Origin of the sequence: Burkholderia anthinoferrum (assembly GCF_002925705.1) — a bacterium.
GTDB classification, from domain to species: Bacteria; Pseudomonadota; Gammaproteobacteria; order Burkholderiales; family Burkholderiaceae; genus Burkholderia; species Burkholderia semiarida.
Window position 1 is genome coordinate 441669 of sequence record NZ_LFZP01000041.1, and the last position, 16039, is coordinate 457707.

At 68.1% G+C, this 16039-nt stretch carries 16 protein-coding genes; 11 read left to right on the forward strand and 5 right to left on the reverse strand.

The window, feature by feature from the left end:
* The first annotated feature begins 42 nt into the window (after positions 1 to 42).
* The 5 genes from C5F75_RS15455 (at position 43) to C5F75_RS15480 (ending at position 4672) form a co-directional block, all read left to right on the forward strand.
* A complete protein-coding gene (locus C5F75_RS15455; protein ID WP_059642148.1) occupies positions 43 to 870 on the forward strand; it encodes a carbon-nitrogen hydrolase family protein in 828 nt (275 codons plus the stop codon).
* A gap of 86 nt (positions 871 to 956) precedes the next feature.
* On the forward strand, positions 957 to 2423 hold the full coding sequence (gene tldD, locus C5F75_RS15460) for a metalloprotease TldD (protein ID WP_059574293.1): 1467 nt from the start codon (positions 957 to 959) through the stop codon (positions 2421 to 2423).
* Between the two features lie 395 nt (positions 2424 to 2818).
* A complete protein-coding gene (gene aroG, locus C5F75_RS15470) occupies positions 2819 to 3892 on the forward strand; it encodes a 3-deoxy-7-phosphoheptulonate synthase AroG (protein ID WP_059642150.1) in 1074 nt (357 codons plus the stop codon).
* A gap of 124 nt (positions 3893 to 4016) precedes the next feature.
* Complete coding sequence (locus C5F75_RS15475) at positions 4017 to 4286, forward strand: type II toxin-antitoxin system Phd/YefM family antitoxin (protein ID WP_059574295.1); 270 nt, start codon at positions 4017 to 4019, stop codon at positions 4284 to 4286.
* Positions 4283 to 4672 carry a type II toxin-antitoxin system VapC family toxin gene (locus C5F75_RS15480; protein WP_059574296.1) on the forward strand — a complete coding sequence of 130 codons (390 nt, stop codon included), beginning with the start codon at positions 4283 to 4285 and terminating at the stop codon, positions 4670 to 4672. Before C5F75_RS15475 ends, C5F75_RS15480 begins: the two co-directional genes overlap by 4 nt.
* A gap of 90 nt (positions 4673 to 4762) precedes the next feature.
* Here the strand turns inward: C5F75_RS15480 and hmpA are convergent, their stop codons facing one another.
* Both hmpA and C5F75_RS15490 read right to left on the reverse strand, forming a co-directional pair.
* A complete protein-coding gene (gene hmpA / locus C5F75_RS15485; protein WP_059574297.1) occupies positions 4763 to 5971 on the reverse strand; it encodes an NO-inducible flavohemoprotein in 1209 nt (402 codons plus the stop codon).
* A 95-nt stretch (positions 5972 to 6066) separates the two neighbouring features.
* Complete coding sequence (locus C5F75_RS15490; protein ID WP_059574298.1) at positions 6067 to 6618, reverse strand: cob(I)yrinic acid a,c-diamide adenosyltransferase; 552 nt, start codon at positions 6616 to 6618, stop codon at positions 6067 to 6069.
* A gap of 136 nt (positions 6619 to 6754) precedes the next feature.
* Between C5F75_RS15490 and C5F75_RS15495 the strand changes: the two genes are divergently transcribed.
* From C5F75_RS15495 to proC, 6 genes are all read left to right on the forward strand, one after another.
* Positions 6755 to 8164, forward strand: coding sequence for an FAD-binding oxidoreductase (locus C5F75_RS15495; protein ID WP_059574299.1), 1410 nt, complete (start codon positions 6755 to 6757; stop codon positions 8162 to 8164).
* A gap of 38 nt (positions 8165 to 8202) precedes the next feature.
* A complete protein-coding gene (locus C5F75_RS15500) occupies positions 8203 to 9696 on the forward strand; it encodes an FAD-linked oxidase C-terminal domain-containing protein (protein WP_059574300.1) in 1494 nt (497 codons plus the stop codon).
* 183 nt (positions 9697 to 9879) lie between these two features.
* Positions 9880 to 10968 carry a glycolate oxidase subunit GlcE gene (gene glcE / locus C5F75_RS15505; protein WP_059574301.1) on the forward strand — a complete coding sequence of 363 codons (1089 nt, stop codon included), beginning with the start codon at positions 9880 to 9882 and terminating at the stop codon, positions 10966 to 10968.
* Between the two features lie 7 nt (positions 10969 to 10975).
* Complete coding sequence (gene glcF / locus C5F75_RS15510; protein ID WP_059574302.1) at positions 10976 to 12202, forward strand: glycolate oxidase subunit GlcF; 1227 nt, start codon at positions 10976 to 10978, stop codon at positions 12200 to 12202.
* A 130-nt stretch (positions 12203 to 12332) separates the two neighbouring features.
* On the forward strand, positions 12333 to 13031 hold the full coding sequence (locus C5F75_RS15515; protein WP_059574303.1) for a YggS family pyridoxal phosphate-dependent enzyme: 699 nt from the start codon (positions 12333 to 12335) through the stop codon (positions 13029 to 13031).
* A 53-nt stretch (positions 13032 to 13084) separates the two neighbouring features.
* On the forward strand, positions 13085 to 13897 hold the full coding sequence (gene proC / locus C5F75_RS15520) for a pyrroline-5-carboxylate reductase (RefSeq protein WP_059574304.1): 813 nt from the start codon (positions 13085 to 13087) through the stop codon (positions 13895 to 13897).
* Between the two features lie 104 nt (positions 13898 to 14001).
* Here proC and ubiA read toward each other — a convergent pair whose 3' ends face one another.
* The 3 genes from ubiA to C5F75_RS36775 all read right to left on the reverse strand — a co-directional run bounded on the left by ubiA (position 14002) and on the right by C5F75_RS36775 (position 15852).
* Positions 14002 to 14865 carry a 4-hydroxybenzoate octaprenyltransferase gene (gene ubiA, locus C5F75_RS15525; protein WP_104012421.1) on the reverse strand — a complete coding sequence of 288 codons (864 nt, stop codon included), beginning with the start codon at positions 14863 to 14865 and terminating at the stop codon, positions 14002 to 14004.
* A gap of 207 nt (positions 14866 to 15072) precedes the next feature.
* Entirely contained in the window at positions 15073 to 15561 is a 489-nt protein-coding gene (gene dpsA / locus C5F75_RS15530; protein WP_059574306.1) for a non-specific DNA-binding protein DpsA, read from the reverse strand.
* 120 nt (positions 15562 to 15681) lie between these two features.
* Positions 15682 to 15852: a hypothetical protein gene (locus tag C5F75_RS36775; protein WP_181035423.1), complete on the reverse strand. Its 171-nt coding sequence runs from the start codon at positions 15850 to 15852 to the stop codon at positions 15682 to 15684.
* Positions 15853 to 16039: the final 187 nt, after the last annotated feature.

Consider the following 16039-nt stretch of genomic DNA (forward strand, 5'->3'; position numbering starts at 1 on the left):
GGTGCCGGGCCGCACCCCATTTATGACGCAAGCGATTCCGCGATGACCGACCACGCCCGTTCCGCCACGCCCTTCCAGGTCGCCGCGCTGCAGATGGTGAGCGCGCCGGACGTCACCCGCAATCTCGCCGAAGCGCGGCGCCTGATCGCGGAGGCCGCCGGCGAAGGCGCGCAGCTCGTGCTGCTGCCCGAGTATTTCTGCTTCATGGGCCACCGCGACACCGACAAGCTCGCGCTCGCCGAACCGTACCGGGACGGCCCGATCCAGCAATTCCTCGCCGACGCCGCGCGCGACCACGGCATCTGGGTGATCGGCGGCACGCTGCCGCTGAAGGCGCCGCAGCCCGACCGCGTGCTGAACACGACGCTCGTGTTCGATCCGTCCGGCAACGAGGCCGCGCGCTACGACAAGATCCACCTGTTCAACTTCGAGAAAGGCGACGAATCGTTCGACGAGGCGCGCACGATCCGCGCGGGCGACACGGTCGTCGCGTTCGACGCGCCGTTCGGTCGGGTCGGCCTGTCGGTCTGTTACGATCTGCGCTTTCCGGAGCTGTATCGCCGCATGGGCGACTGCGCGCTGATGGTCGTGCCGTCGGCGTTTACGTATACGACGGGCCGCGCGCACTGGGAAACGCTGCTGCGCGCGCGGGCCGTCGAGAATCAGTGCTACGTGCTCGCGGCCGCGCAGGGCGGCAAGCACGAGAACGGCCGGCGCACGTGGGGCCACAGCATGCTGATCGACCCGTGGGGCGAGATCGTCGCGGTGCGCGACGAGGGTGCGAGCGTCGTGCTCGGCACGCTCGATCCGCAACGCATCGCCGACGTACGCCAGAGCCTGCCCGCGTGGCGGCACCGCGTGCTGACCTGAATCCGCCGCACCGCTTGAAACGCCGCGCGGCCCACCCATCTGCCCGGCAGCACCCGACAACTTTTTTGAGAACTCCCGATATCCGCATGAACATCATCGAACCCGGCATCCGCAACCTCGCGCTGGCGAAGGACATCCTGCTCACGCCGTACGGCCTCGACGAAAGCCTGCTCACGCGCACGATCGCCGACATCTTCACGCATCGCGTCGATTACGCGGACCTGTATTTCCAGGCGACCCGCAGCGAGGCATGGAGCCTCGAGGAAGGCATCGTCAAATCGGGCAGCTTCAGCATCGACCAGGGCGTCGGCGTACGCGCGGTCGCGGGCGACCGCACCGCGTTCGCGTACTCGGACGACCTGTCGCCCGAAGCGATCGCGCAAGCCGCCGCCGCCACCAAGGCGATCGCGGCGGCCGGCGGCGGCCGACAGAAGATCAAGGCAGCCACGTCGCTGACGGGCATCTCGGGCCGCGACCTGTACCTGCCGTCCGACCCGCTCGCGTCGCTCGACGCGACGGCCAAGGTCAAGCTGCTCGAACGCATCGAACAGATGGCGCGCGGGCGCGACCCGCGCGTCACGCAGGTGATGGCCGGCCTCGCCGGCGAATACGACGTCGTGCTCGTCGCGCGCAGCGACGGCGCGCTCGCGGCCGACATCCGCCCGCTCGTGCGCGTGTCGGTCACGGTGATCGCCGAGCAGAACGGCCGCCGCGAGATCGGCTCGGGCGGCGGCGGCGGCCGCTTCGACTACGGCTACTTCACCGACGAAGTCCTGTCGCGCTACGTCGACGACGCCGTGCACGCGGCGCTCGTCAACCTCGACGCCCGCCCCGCGCCGGCCGGCGCGATGACGGTCGTGCTCGGCCCGGGCTGGCCGGGCGTGCTGCTGCACGAGGCGATCGGCCACGGGCTCGAAGGCGACTTCAACCGGAAGGGCTCGTCCGCGTTCGCGGGCCGGATCGGCGAGCAGGTCGCCGCGAAGGGCGTGACCGTCGTCGACGACGGCACGCTGCCGAACCGCCGCGGCTCGCTGAACATCGACGACGAAGGCAATCCGACACAGTGCACGACGCTGATCGAGGACGGCATCCTGAAGGGCTACATCCAGGACACGCTGAACGCGCGCCTGATGAAGATGCCGGTCACGGGCAACGCGCGGCGCGAGTCGTACGCGGCGCTGCCGATGCCGCGCATGACGAACACGTACATGCTCAACGGCGACAAGGACCCGCAGGAAATCATCGCGTCGGTGAAGAACGGCCTGTACGCGGTGAACTTCGGCGGCGGCCAGGTCGACATCACGAACGGCAAGTTCGTGTTCTCGGCGTCCGAGGCGTACATGATCGAGAACGGCAAGGTCACCTACCCGGTGAAGGGCGCGACGCTGATCGGCAGCGGCCCGGAGTCGCTGAAGTACGTGAGCATGATCGGCAACGACATGTCGCTCGACACGGGCGTCGGCGTATGCGGCAAGGAAGGCCAGAGCGTGCCGGTCGGCGTCGGCCAGCCGACCCTGCGGATCGACAAGATGACGGTCGGCGGTACGGCATAACCGCATCGCGGCGCAGACAATCCGCGCATTTCGATGAAAACGCGCGGATTGTCCGCATTTTCGAGTACCCCCGGTTGCCAGCCGCGCGCTGACCGGGTATAAATTCCGAATCAACTTTTTTGACGAGCCGAATTTCCGTCATGTCCGCCAAGTTTTACTTTTACTTTTTTTGGTATCTCAGACCGCTGGCGGATCGAGAGGGTTGATGGCGCGTGAAGCGCAACCGAAATTCCCGAAAAAACCGCCGGCGAACCCGGCGGTTTTTTTTCGCCCTTCGCCAGCCGGTCGCCGCCGCAGCGGCCCGCAGCCCCGACCGGCACCACTGAATTGCCTGAATTGATGAATCTGCCGCACGCGCACTGACCGAACGGCGCCCGGAACCAAGGAGAAACAGCATGCCCCCGCACAACACCGACGACGTCCGCATTCGCGAACTCAAGGAACTCACGCCGCCCGCCCACCTGATCCGCGAATTCGCGTGCTCCGAAGCCGCGTCCGAGCTGATCTACCACGCGCGCCAGTCGATGCACCGCATCCTGCACGGGATGGACGACCGGCTGATCGTCGTGATCGGGCCGTGCTCGATCCATGACACGAAGGCGGCGATCGAATACGCGGGCCGGCTCGTGAAGGAGCGCGAGCGCTTCAAGGGCGAACTGGAAATCGTGATGCGCGTGTACTTCGAGAAGCCGCGCACGACGGTCGGCTGGAAGGGGCTCATCAACGATCCGCATCTGGACAACAGCTTCAAGATCAACGAAGGGCTGCGTACCGCGCGCGAGCTGCTGCTGCAGATCAACGAAATGGGGCTGCCGGCCGCGACCGAATACCTCGACATGATCAGCCCGCAGTACATCGCCGACCTGATCTCGTGGGGCGCGATCGGCGCGCGCACGACCGAGTCGCAGGTGCACCGCGAGCTCGCGTCGGGGCTGTCGTGCCCGGTCGGCTTCAAGAACGGCACCGACGGCAACGTGAAGATCGCGGTCGACGCGATCAAGGCCGCGTCGCAGCCGCACCATTTCCTGTCGGTGACGAAGGGCGGCCACTCGGCGATCGTGTCGACGGCCGGCAACGAGGACTGCCACGTGATCCTGCGCGGCGGCAAGACGCCGAACTACGACGCGGACAGCGTGAACGCCGCCTGCGCGGACATCGGCAAGGCCGGCCTCGCCGCCCGCCTGATGATCGACGCAAGCCACGCGAACAGCTCGAAGAAGCACGAGAACCAGATCCCCGTGTGCGCGGACATCGGCCGCCAGATCGCGGCCGGCGACGAGCGCATCGTCGGCGTGATGATCGAGTCGCACCTCGTCGAGGGCCGCCAGGACCTGAAGGAAGGCTGCGCGCTGACCTACGGCCAGAGCATCACCGACGCGTGCATCGCGTGGGACGACAGCGTGAAGGTGCTCGAAGGCCTCGCGGAATCGGTGAAGGCGCGGCGCGTCGCGCGCGGCAGCGGGAACTGAAGAAACGCCGCCAGGTTGATCGTATGGCCCCGCCTGGCGCCGAATTGGCCATACGGCCGGCCTGCGGTCGGCGTGTTGCTCTGCTAGACTAGCTAACATCATCTAGCTAACCAGAGGATCGATCATGTCGACCGTCAACATGCACGATGCCAAGTCGCGGCTTTCCAGCCTCGTGGAAGCGCTTGAATCGGGGCGCGAAGCCGAAGTCGTGATCGCCCGCAATGGTCATCCGGTCGCCCGGATCGTTCCGTACACCGCGCCGAAGCGGATCGGCGCAGCCCGTCAGTTGCTTGCCGGACTGAACATTCCGACAAGCGTCGAGGCATTCAATGCCGGCGATGAATCGATCGCCGCCGACTTCGATGCCAGCTCGGACCAAGGGCTTGCACCGTGAAGCTGCTGCTCGATACGCACATCGCGCTCTGGGCGGCCGAAGGCGCACCGCAACTTTCGGCAGCCGCGGCCGCATTGATCGAACATCCCCAAAACACGCTGTACGTCAGCGCCGCGTCGATTTGGGAAATCGCGATCAAGTACCGCAAAGGCAATCTGCCCGTCCATCCGAGAGATGCGCGTTCGGCATTTCGGCTGGCAGGTTTTGCGGAGTTGCCGATCAGCAGCGATCACGCCGAGGCAGTCGCCGCGTTGCCGGATTTCCCGGACCATGCCGATCCGTTCGACCGCGTGATGGTCGCGCAGGCACTCCATGAAGGCATGCCGCTCGTCAGTGCCGATCCGAAGATGTGGCGCTACCACGCAACGCTGATGTTGCGCGCCTGAAGTCGCCCCAAGGCGCCGCAAGTAAAAAGCCCGGCTCGCGCCGGGCTTCGTCATTGCATCGTTGCATTGGCCGAAACCGGCCGCCGGACCTCACTCGAGCGCGCCCGACCCGAAGATTTCCGTGTTCACGCGTTCCGGCGCGACGCCGAGGGCGACCAGCGCGTCGCGTTGCGCCTTCATGAACGCGATCGGGCCGCAGATGTAGTAATCGGCATCCGGCACCAGCGCGTACTGCTTCACACGCTCCTGCGTGAGGCGGCCTTCGAGGTCGTGATCGACACCCGCGCGATCGTTCGGGCCGACCAGCTCGTACAGCACCGTGCGCTTGACGTTCGCATGCTCGCGCACCGCGTCGTTCAACCAGTCGCGGAATGCGTGCACCGCGCCCGAACGGCATGCGTGGATGAAGCGCACGTCGCGCTTGCTGCCTTCGGCGATCAGCGTCGACGCCATCGACATCATCGGCGTGATGCCGACGCCGCCGGAGATCAGCACGACCGGCGTATCGGCCTCGCGCTTCAGCGAGAAGTCCCCCATCGGCGCGGTCGCCTCGACGATCGCGCCCTCTTCCACGCCGTCGTGCATCAGCGTCGACACCTTGCCGGCCGGGATCGCTTCCGGCTTGCCGGCCTCGCGCTTCACCGAGATGCGCAGCCACTTGCCATGCGGCGCGTCGGACAAGCTGTACTGACGCGGCTGGTCGACGCCGAGATCGCCGACGAAGCGCTTCACCGTGATGTACTGGCCCGGCTCGAACGTCGGCGCTTCGCCGCCGTCGGCGGGCGTCAGGTAGAACGACGTGATCTCGTCGCTTTCACGCACCTTGCGCGCGACCTTGAACGGGCGGAAGCCGCTCCACGCGGCATTCGCGTACAGGTCGGCCTCGGCGCCGATCAGGATCTGCGCGAGCTGGCCGTACGCGACGCGCCACGCTTCGAGCGTGCCGGCATCGACCGCGTCGCCGAGCACTTCGACGATCGCCGCGAGCAGGTTCTCGCCGACGATCGGGTAATGCTCGGGACGGATGTTCAGGCTCGCGTGCTTGTGCGAGATGCGCGACACTGCGCCGCCCAGCGCACCCAGATTGTCGATGTTCGCCGCATACGCATAGACGGCCTTCGCGAGCGTCTCGGGCTGGCTGCCGGTCTTCTGGTGCGTCTGGTTGAACAGGTTCTTCAGTTCCGGATGACGCGCGAACATGCGCTGGTAGAAGTGCTTCGTGATCGTCGCGCCGTGCTCGGCGAGGACGGGGGCGGTGGCCTTCACACGGGCCATCTGGTCGGCGGTGAGGTGGGTCATGTTCGTTCTCCGTTAAACATGCACATACGATACTTGTTTAAAAACGAACACCCCTCGGGCAAATTGTCGCAGCGCGCAACAAGCGTGACGGTTGGCTAGCGGACGCGCCCGCGCTCCCACAGCACGTCGGCGCCACCGTCGACGCGGTTCAGCACGCGCGCCAGCACGAACAGCAGGTCGGACAGCCGGTTCACGTACCGCCGCGGCGCATCATTGAGCGTGTCGCCGCGCCCGAGGGCGACGATCGAGCGCTCCGCGCGGCGGCACACGGTTCGGCAGACGTGCGCGAGCGACGCCGCGCGCGAGCCGGCCGGCAGGATGAATTCCTTCAGCGGCGGCAGCGTCGCGTTGTAGTCGGCGAGCCACTGGTCGAGGCGCGCGAGATGCGTATCGTCGAGCACTGCGTGGCCGGGGATGCACAGCTCGCCACCGAGATCGAACAGGTCGTGCTGGATCGTGACGAGGGCGGTGCGCACGTCGTCCGGCAGCGCCTCGGCCAGCAGCACGCCGAGATTTGAGTTCAGTTCGTCGACGTCGCCGATCGCGGCGATCCGCGCGTCGTCCTTGCCGATGCGCCGTCCGTCGCCGAGGCCGGTGGTGCCGTCGTCGCCCGTGCGCGTCGCGATCTTGCTCAAGCGGTTGCCCATGCGAATGTCCTCTCGTGCGCGGCCGCCACGCGGCCCGGTTGGCTGGAACGCGATTATCGCAGCCCGCGGCGCGAGGCGCAGCGGACGTTACGGCGTAGAATGAGCCGACAGTACGACAAGCAGTCAGGAGACATTCGTGAATCACCCTGCCCCGCCGGCCGCCACGCGCCGCCCGCTGCCCCCCGCCATGCTCGATGCGCTGCGCGCCGCCTTCGGCGAGCGCGTGTCGACCGCCGACGCGGTCCGCGCCCATCACGGCCGCGACGAATCCCCGTTCGACCCGCAACTGCCCGACGCCGTCGTGTTCGCGCGCAGCACCGACGACGTGCGCGAAGTCGTGTCGCTGTGCTCGCTCTACGGCGTGCCGCTGATCCCGTACGGCGCCGGCTCGTCGCTCGAAGGCCACCTGCTCGCGGTACGCGGCGGCGTGTCGCTCGACCTGTCGGAAATGAACCGTGTGCTGTCGATCAACGCCGAAGACCTGACCGTGACGGTCGAGCCGGGCATCACGCGCAAGGCGCTCAACGACGCGCTGCGCGACACCGGCCTGTTCTTCCCGATCGATCCGGGCGCCGACGCCAGCATCGGCGGGATGACCGCGACCCGCGCCTCCGGCACCAACGCCGTGCGCTACGGCACGATGCGCGAGAACGTGCTCGGCCTCACCGCGGTGCTCGCGGACGGCCGCGTGGTGAAAACCGGCTCGCGCGCGCGCAAGTCGTCGGCCGGCTACGACCTCACGCGTCTGTTCGTCGGGTCCGAAGGCACGCTCGGCGTGATCACCGAGATCACGCTGCGCCTGCACCCGCTGCCCGAGGCCGTGTCGGCCGCGATCTGCACGTTCCCGACCATGGGTGACGCGGTGCGCACAGTGATCGAGACGATCCAGATCGGCGTGCCGATCGCGCGCGTCGAATTCGTCGATGCACTCGCGGTGCGCTCGATCAACCGTCACTCGAACCTGACGCTCGCCGAAGCGCCGACGCTGTTCTTCGAATTCCACGGCACCGAGGCCGGCGTGAAGGAACAGGCCGAACTCGTGCAGGCGCTCGCCGGCCAGAACGCCGGCCAGGGCTTCGAATGGGCGACGCGCCCCGAGGATCGCACGCGGCTCTGGTCCGCGCGCCACAACGCGTATTTCGCGATGCTTCAGCTGAAGCCCGGCTGCCGCGCGGTGACGACCGACGTATGCGTGCCGATCTCGCAGCTCGCCGCGTGCGTCGAGGAAACCGAGGTCGACCTGCGTGCGTCGTCGCTGCCCTGCCCGATCGTCGGCCACGTCGGCGACGGCAATTTCCACGTCGCGATCCTGATCGATCCCGACAAGCCCGAGGAGCTCGCCGAAGCCGAACACATCAACGACCGGATCGTCGAGCGTGCGCTGCGCCTGGGCGGCACCTGCACCGGCGAGCACGGCGTCGGGCTGCACAAGATGCGCTTCCTGCCGAAGGAGCACGGCGACAACGCGATCGACACGATGCGCGCGATCAAGCTCGCGCTCGATCCGCGCAATCTGATGAATCCGGGCAAGATTTTCACGTGCTGACACGGCGGCGCGACGTCGCGCCCCACGCAGGAGACCCCATGAACGCTCCCGTCGAACTGTCGAGCGCCGCCCGCGCGCAGCGCCAGCGCGAAATCGTGCAGGCGCTGATGGCCGTGCTGCCGACCCACTGCCTGCTGTACCGCGACGAGGATACGGCGCCGTACGAATGCGACGGCCTGTCCGCCTACCGCCGGCTGCCGCTCGCGGTCGCGCTGCCGGAGACGGAGTCGCAGGTGCAGCGGATCGTGCAGATCTGCCGCCGCATGGAAGTGCCGATCGTGCCGCGCGGCGCCGGCACGAGCCTGTCGGGCGGCGCGCTGCCGATCGCGCTCGGCGTCGTGCTGTCGCTCGCGCGCTTCACGCGTATCGTCGAAGTCGACCCGTACGCGCGCACGGCGATCGTGCAGCCGGGCGTGCGCAATCTCGCGATCTCGGAAGCGGCCGCGCCGTACGGCCTGTATTACGCGCCCGATCCGTCGTCGCAGATCGCCTGCACGATCGGCGGCAATGTCGCGGAAAATTCCGGCGGCGTCCATTGCCTGAAATACGGGCTGACCGTGCACAACGTGATGCGCGTGCGCGCGGTGACGATCGACGGCGAGATCGTCGAATTCGGTTCGCTCGCGCTCGACATGCCGGGCCTCGACCTGCTCGCGGTGATGATCGGCAGCGAAGGGATGTTCGCGATCGTCACCGAGGTGACGGTGCGGCTGATCCCGAAGCCGCAGACCGCGCAGCTCGTGATGGCGAGCTTCGACGACGTGGTGAAAGGCGGCGAGGCAGTGGCTGCGATCATCGCGTCGGGCATCATCCCGGCCGGGCTCGAGATGATGGACAAGCCGGCCACGCAGGCCGTCGAGGCGTTCACGCACGCGGGCTACGACCTCGACGCGAAGGCGATCCTGCTGTGCGAATCGGACGGCACGCCGGAAGAAGTCGCCGAGGAAATCGTGCGGATGACGGCCGTGCTGCGCGAGCACGGCGCGACGCGCATCCAGGTGTCGCGCAACGAACACGAGCGGCTGCGCTTCTGGTCCGGCCGCAAGAACGCGTTCCCGGCCGCCGGCCGCATTTCCCCCGATTACTACTGCATGGACGGCACCGTGCCGCGCCGCGCGATCGGCCCGCTGCTCGCGCGCATCGAGCAGCTCGAGACGCGCTACGGGCTGCGCTGCATCAACGTGTTCCATGCCGGCGACGGCAACATGCATCCGCTGATCCTGTACAACGCGAACGATCCGGACGAACTGCACCGCGCCGAGCAGTTCGGCGCGGAAATCCTCGAATGCTGCGTGGAATTCGGCGGCAGCGTGACGGGCGAGCACGGTGTCGGCATCGAAAAACTCAATTCGATGTGCGTGCAGTTCTCGCCGCAGGAGCGCGACGCGTTCTTCGCGGTCAAGCGCGCGTTCGATCCGGCCGGGCTGCTGAACCCGGACAAGGGCATCCCCACCCGCGCGCGCTGCGCCGAATATGGCCGCCAGCACGTGCGCGGCGGGCTGCTGCCACACCCCGACCTGCCGCGCTTCTGAGCGGCGTGCGGGCCGCGGCGCGCATCGGCGGCCGCGGTACGGGGCTCTGCCGTACCCGCTCGGCGCGTTCGCGCGCCGGCGCCGGCGTGCCGCAACCGCGATGGGGCTTAGGGATAGTCGCGATGTGCAATCGCGCCACCCCGGTACAATCGACCGGACAACGAGACGAGAAAGCAACGGAACATGGAAGAGGACGACATCGTCGCCGGATGGGCCGAGCGCATCCGCGCCGCCAGTGCCGACGGCCGGCCGCTGCGGATTCGCGGCGGCGGCACCAAGGACTGGTACGGCCAGGCGCTCGAGGGCGAAATACTCGACACGCGTGCGTTTCAGGGCATCGTGTCGTACGACCCGGCCGAACTCGTCGTCACGGTCCGCGCCGGCACGCCGCTCGCGCAGCTTGAAACCGTCCTCGCCGAGTGCGGCCAGATGCTGCCGTTCGAGCCGCCGCATTTCGGCCGCGCGGCCACCGTCGGCGGCTGCGTCGCGGCCGGGCTCGCGGGCCCGCGCCGCGCCACCTGCGGCGCCCCGCGCGATTTCGTGCTCGGCGTCACGCTGATGAACGGCCGCGGCGACATGCTGCGCTTCGGCGGGCAGGTCGTGAAGAACGTCGCCGGCTACGACGTGTCGCGGCTGATGGCCGGCGCGCTCGGCACGCTCGGGCTGATGCTCGACCTGTCGATCAAGGTGCTGCCGATGCCCGTCGCCGAAGTCACGCTGAAGTTCGAGATGACCGCGACCGACGCGGTGCGCAAGCTCAACGAATGGGGCGGCCATCCGCTGCCCGTGAGCGCGAGCGCGTGGCGCAACGGCACGCTCGTGCTGCGCCTGTCGGGCGCGGAAGCCGCGGTGAAATCCGCGAAAACGCTGCTCGGCGGCGAGGTCGTCGACGCGGTCGAGGCCGAGCGCTTCTGGTCCGGCGTGCGTGAGCACACCGATCCGTTCTTCAACGGCATCCCGCCCGGCTATGCGCTGTGGCGCCTGTCGCTGCCGTCGATCACCGAACCGATGCACCTGCCCGGCACCCAGTTGATGGAATGGGGCGGCGCGCAGCGCTGGTGGATCACCGACGCCGACGCGCAAACCGTGCGCATGAGCGCGAAGCAGGCCGGCGGCCATGCGACGCTGTTCCGCGCGGGCGACACCTACGACCGCAGCGCGGGCGTGTTCACGCCGCTGCCCGCGCCGATGATGAAGATCCACCGCGGGCTGAAGAGCGCGTTCGATCCCGCGCGCATCTTCAATCGCGGCCGGCTTTACCCTGAACTCTGAGGGCTGGATGCAAACGAACCTCGCCGATTTCATCCGCAACACGCCCGACGGCGACGAGGCCGACGCGATCCTGCGCAAGTGCGTGCACTGCGGGTTCTGCACCGCGACCTGCCCGACCTATCAACTGCTCGGTGACGAACTCGACGGCCCGCGCGGCCGCATCTACCTGATCAAGCAGATGGTCGAGGGCGCGGCCGTCACGCGCAGCACGCAACAGCATCTCGACCGCTGCCTCACGTGCCGCAGTTGCGAGACGACCTGCCCGTCCGGCGTTCAGTACGGCCGGCTCGTCGAGATCGGGCGCAAGCACGTCGAGGCGCAGGTGCAGCGCCCCGCGCAGCAGCGACTGATGCGCCGCGTGCTCGCGAGCGTCGTGCCGAACGCGGCGCTGTTCTCGCCGGTGATGCGGCTCGGCCAGCACGTGCGGCCGCTGCTGCCGAAGCGGCTGCGCGACAAGGTGCCGCCGCGCACGCGGCTGCTCGAATGGCCGCACCGCACGCATACGCGCAAGATGCTGATGCTCGGCGGCTGCGTGCAGCCGTCGATGCTGCCGAACATCAACATCGCGACCGCACGCGTGCTCGACGCGCTCGGCATCGAGACGGTCGTCGCGCCCGACGCGGGCTGCTGCGGCGCGATTCGCCTGCACCTGAACTATCACGACGAGGCGCTCGACGATGCGCGCCGCAACATCGACGCGTGGTGGCCGCACGTCGAACAGGGCGTCGAGGCGATCGTGATGAACGCGTCGGGCTGCGGCGCGACGGTGCTCGAATACGCGCACCTGCTGCGCGACGATCCGGCCTACGCGGAGAAGGCCCGGCGCATCGTGTCGCTGACCCGCGACATCTCCGACGTGCTGCTCGCGTTCGAGGCCGAGCTCGCGACGATCGCGCGGCGCCGCGCGATCCATACGGTCGCCTATCACCCACCGTGCACGCTGCAACACGGCCAGCAGTCGCGCGGCAAGGTCGAGCGCCTGCTGGAGACGCTAGGCATCGACGTGCGGCTGCCGGCCGACAGCTACCTGTGCTGCGGCTCGGCCGGCACCTACTCGCTGACGCAGCCGACGCTGTCGTACCGGTTGCGCAAGCAGAAGCTGCTGAAGCTGCAAGCGCTCGAGCCGCAGATGATCGTGTCCGGGAACATCGGCTGCATCGCGCATCTGCAAAGCGGCACGCAGGTGCCGGTCGCCCACTGGGTCCAGCTCGTCGAGCATCTGCTGTACGGTTAGGGCCTGTTCACGCGCGCGACGTGCCGGCGCGCGCCGTCCGTATAATGAGCGGATCGATGCGCGGCGCGTCGCCGCGCATCGGCTTCATACCCGCTTCCGTGCTGCCTCCGTGCCCGCTTTCGTGCCCGTCATGTCCGATCTCGCCGCCCGTCTCGACTCCGTTCACCGCCGCATCGCCGACGCCGCCCGCGCGGCCGGCCGCGACCCCGCCACCGTCTCGCTGCTCGCCGTGTCGAAGACGTTTCCGGCCGACGACGTGCGCGCCGCGCATGCGGCCGGGCAACGCGCGTTCGGCGAAAACTACGTGCAGGAGTCGATCGACAAGATCGACGCGCTCGCCGACCTGCGCGCGAGCCTCGAATGGCATTTCATCGGGCCGCTGCAATCGAACAAGACGCGCCCCGTCGCCGAGCGCTTCGACTGGGTCCATTCGGTCGACCGGCTGAAGATCGCCCAGCGCCTGTCGGAACAGCGCCCCGCCCACCTGCCGCCGCTCAACGTGTGCGTGCAGGTGAACATCAGCGGCGAGGCGTCGAAAAGCGGCGTCGCGCCGGCCGACGTGGCGGAGGTCGCGCGGGCGGTCGCCGCGCTGCCGTCGCTGCGGCTGCGCGGGCTGATGGCGATTCCCGAACCGGCCGGCGACACCGACGCGCAACGCGCGCCGCATCGCGCGCTGCGTGCGCTGTTCGACGCGTTGCGCGCCGACGGCCTGCCGCTCGACACGCTGTCGATGGGCATGTCCGCCGATCTCGAGGCGGCCGTGCTCGAAGGCGCGACGATCGTGCGCGTCGGCACCGCGATCTTCGGCGCGCGCGATTACGCGCACTGAACGCCGCGCCCTTTTCCGCCTTTCCGTTCATTCACTCGCTCATTCCCGACATCATGAAAATCGCATTCATCGGCGGCGGCAACATGGCCGCGGCCCTGATCGGCGGCCTGATCAAGCGCGGCGTCGCCGCGGACGGCCTGTATGCCATCGACGTCAACGAAGAAGTCCGGGCACGCGCGGCGCAGCAATTCGGCGTGCGCACCGGCGCGGCGATCGACGCGGCGCTCGCCGATTACGACGCGATCGTGCTCGCGGTGAAGCCGCAGGTGCTGCACGACGTCGCACAGGCGCTCGCGCCGCACCTGAAATCGCAACTCGTGATCAGCATCGCGGCCGGCATCCGCGGCACGGATCTCGCCCGCTGGCTCGGCGGCTACGCGCGCGTCGTGCGCACGATGCCGAACACGCCCGCGCTGGTCGGCATGGGCGTCACGGGCCTGGCCGCGCTGCCGGGCGTCGACGCCGCGGGCCGCGAACTCGCGTCGAGCGTGCTCGGCGCGGTCGGCGAGATCGTATGGTTCGACGACGAATCGCAGCTCGACGCGGTCACCGCGATTTCGGGCAGCGGCCCCGCGTACGTGTTCTATTTCATCGAAGCGCTGCAGGAAGCCGCGCGCCGCCTCGGCATGAACGACGAGCAGGGCCGTGCGCTCGCGGTCGCGACGTTCACCGGCGCCGCGCAACTCGCCGCGCAGTCGGGCGAACCGGCGAGCGTGCTGCGCGAACGCGTGACGTCGAAAGGCGGCACGACGGCCGCCGCGCTCGCGGCGTTCGACGCGCAGGGCGTGAAGGAAGCGATCGTGCGCGGCGCGCTCGCGGCCGAAGCGCGCGCGAAGGAAATGGGCGACGAGCTCGGCCGCGCGTAAGCGCGACGGCGGCGCCGGTTTTGCCGGCGCTGGACGTAAAAAAAGCGGCCCGACGGTCGCTTTTTTACGTCCAGCGTTGCGTGCAAAGACACGCGCAGCGCCGTTCAATGACCGGCCAGCAGGTACTGCACGGCAATGCCCGCGAACAACACGCCGCCGAGCCAGTTGTTGTGGCGGAACGCCGCGAAGCACGGCATCCGTTCGCGATCCTTGATCAGCGTGTAGTGATACAGCGCGCAGCCGACCGCCGCCGCCCAACCCACCCAGTACGCAAGGCCGAAGCCGAGCGTCGCGCCGATCCACACGTAGATGCCGAGCGTCACCGCGTAACACAGCATGACTGCCGCGACGTCGAAGCGGCCGAACGTCAGCGCCGACGTGCGGATGCCGATCTTGATGTCGTCGTCGCGGTCGACCATCGCATATTCGGTGTCGTACGCGACCGACCAGAAGATGTTCGCGACCAGCATCACCCAGGCCAGCACCGGCACCGTGTCCTGCACGGCCGCGAACGCCATCGGGATGCCGAAGCCGAACGCGATGCCGAGATACGCCTGCGGAATCGCGAAGAAGCGTTTCATGAACGGATAGGAACCGGCGACGAACAGCGCGACGACCGACAGTTCCTTCGTCAGCGTATTGAGCGGCTGGATCAGCAGGAACGCGATGAACGACAACCCGACCGCGATCGCGACGGCTTCCCACGCCCGGATCTTGCCCGACGTCAGCGGCCGGTCGGCCGTGCGCTTCACGTGGCGGTCGAAATCGCGGTCGGCGTAGTCGTTCATCGCGCAGCCGGCCGAGCGCATCAGCAGCGTGCCGAGCACGAAGATTACGAGCAGCGGCCAGCGCGGGTGGCCGTCCGATGCGATCCACAGCGCGTTGAGCGTCGGCCACAGCAGCAGCAGGCTGCCGATCGGCTTGTCCATCCGGACGAGCCGCAGATACAGGGGGAAGCGGGCAAGCATGGTGAAGCACCGGGAAGGGAATCCCGGCATTTTAGAGCCGAGCGGTGCTCCGCGTCATGTCGGCGCGACCCGCGGCCAGCGGCCGAGGCGGGCCGGCTGGCCGCCGAGGCCCGCCGCGCGTGGCCACACGGTCGCACGCATCGATCAGGGGACAGATTCGAGACCGGCCGGCATCGGGCCGGCCTGAAGTCCGCGGCAGCGCGAAGCTTACGCGAGCAGCGACCGCAGCATCCATGCGGTCTTTTCATGCGTCTGCAGGCGCTGGGTCAGCAGGTCGGCGGTCGGCTCGTCGCTCGCCGCGTCGGCGATCGGGAAGATCTCGCGCGCGGTGCGCACGACCGCCTCGTGCCCTTCGACGAGCTGGCGGATCATGTCCTCGGCGGCCGGCACGCCCTTCGCTTCGGGCACCGACGACAGTTTCGCGAAATCGGCGAACGTGCCGGGCGCGACGACGCCCAGCGTGCGAATGCGCTCGGCAACGGAATCGACCGCGAGCCACAGTTCGTTGTACTGCTCCTCGAACATCAGGTGCAGCGTGTTGAACATCGGTCCGGTCACGTTCCAGTGGAAATTGTGGGTCTTCAGGTACAGCGTAAACGTATCGGCAAGCAGGCGCGACAGGCCGTCCGCGATGTTCTTGCGGTCCTTGTCGCTGATACCGATGTTGATTTGCGTGGCGTTGCCTTTCTTGGCCATCTTCGAGACTCCTCATTCGAAATGTTGAACCGGCGAAAATGCGTCGAGCAAGCCGCATGCCGCGTCGCGCGGCATCCGTTCGCGACTCGCCAGTTTAACGTCGCGAAGGCGTCGCCGCACTCAACCGCCGGCGATCGACATGAACGGCCCGAGCGCGTGCAGCGCCTGCGAGACCAGTTCCGCCGCCCCGCCGACGACGATCGCGAAGCCAACGGTGTAACGCGCCAGCTCGACCGGCGATCGCAGAATGGGCGACGCCGCGGCGCGCACGTTGAGCATCATCTGGGTCATGGTCGTCACTCCTTCGACAAGACATCGTTCAGAGAAGAAACGGCCGGTCGTTCGACCGGCCGCTTCACGTTACTGCGTGACTGCATCACCGCATCAGGATGCGGCCGGGTTCACGCGAGATCGAAGCGGTCGAGGTTCATCACCTTGTTCCAGGCGGCGACGAAGTCGCGCACGAACTTCTCCTTCG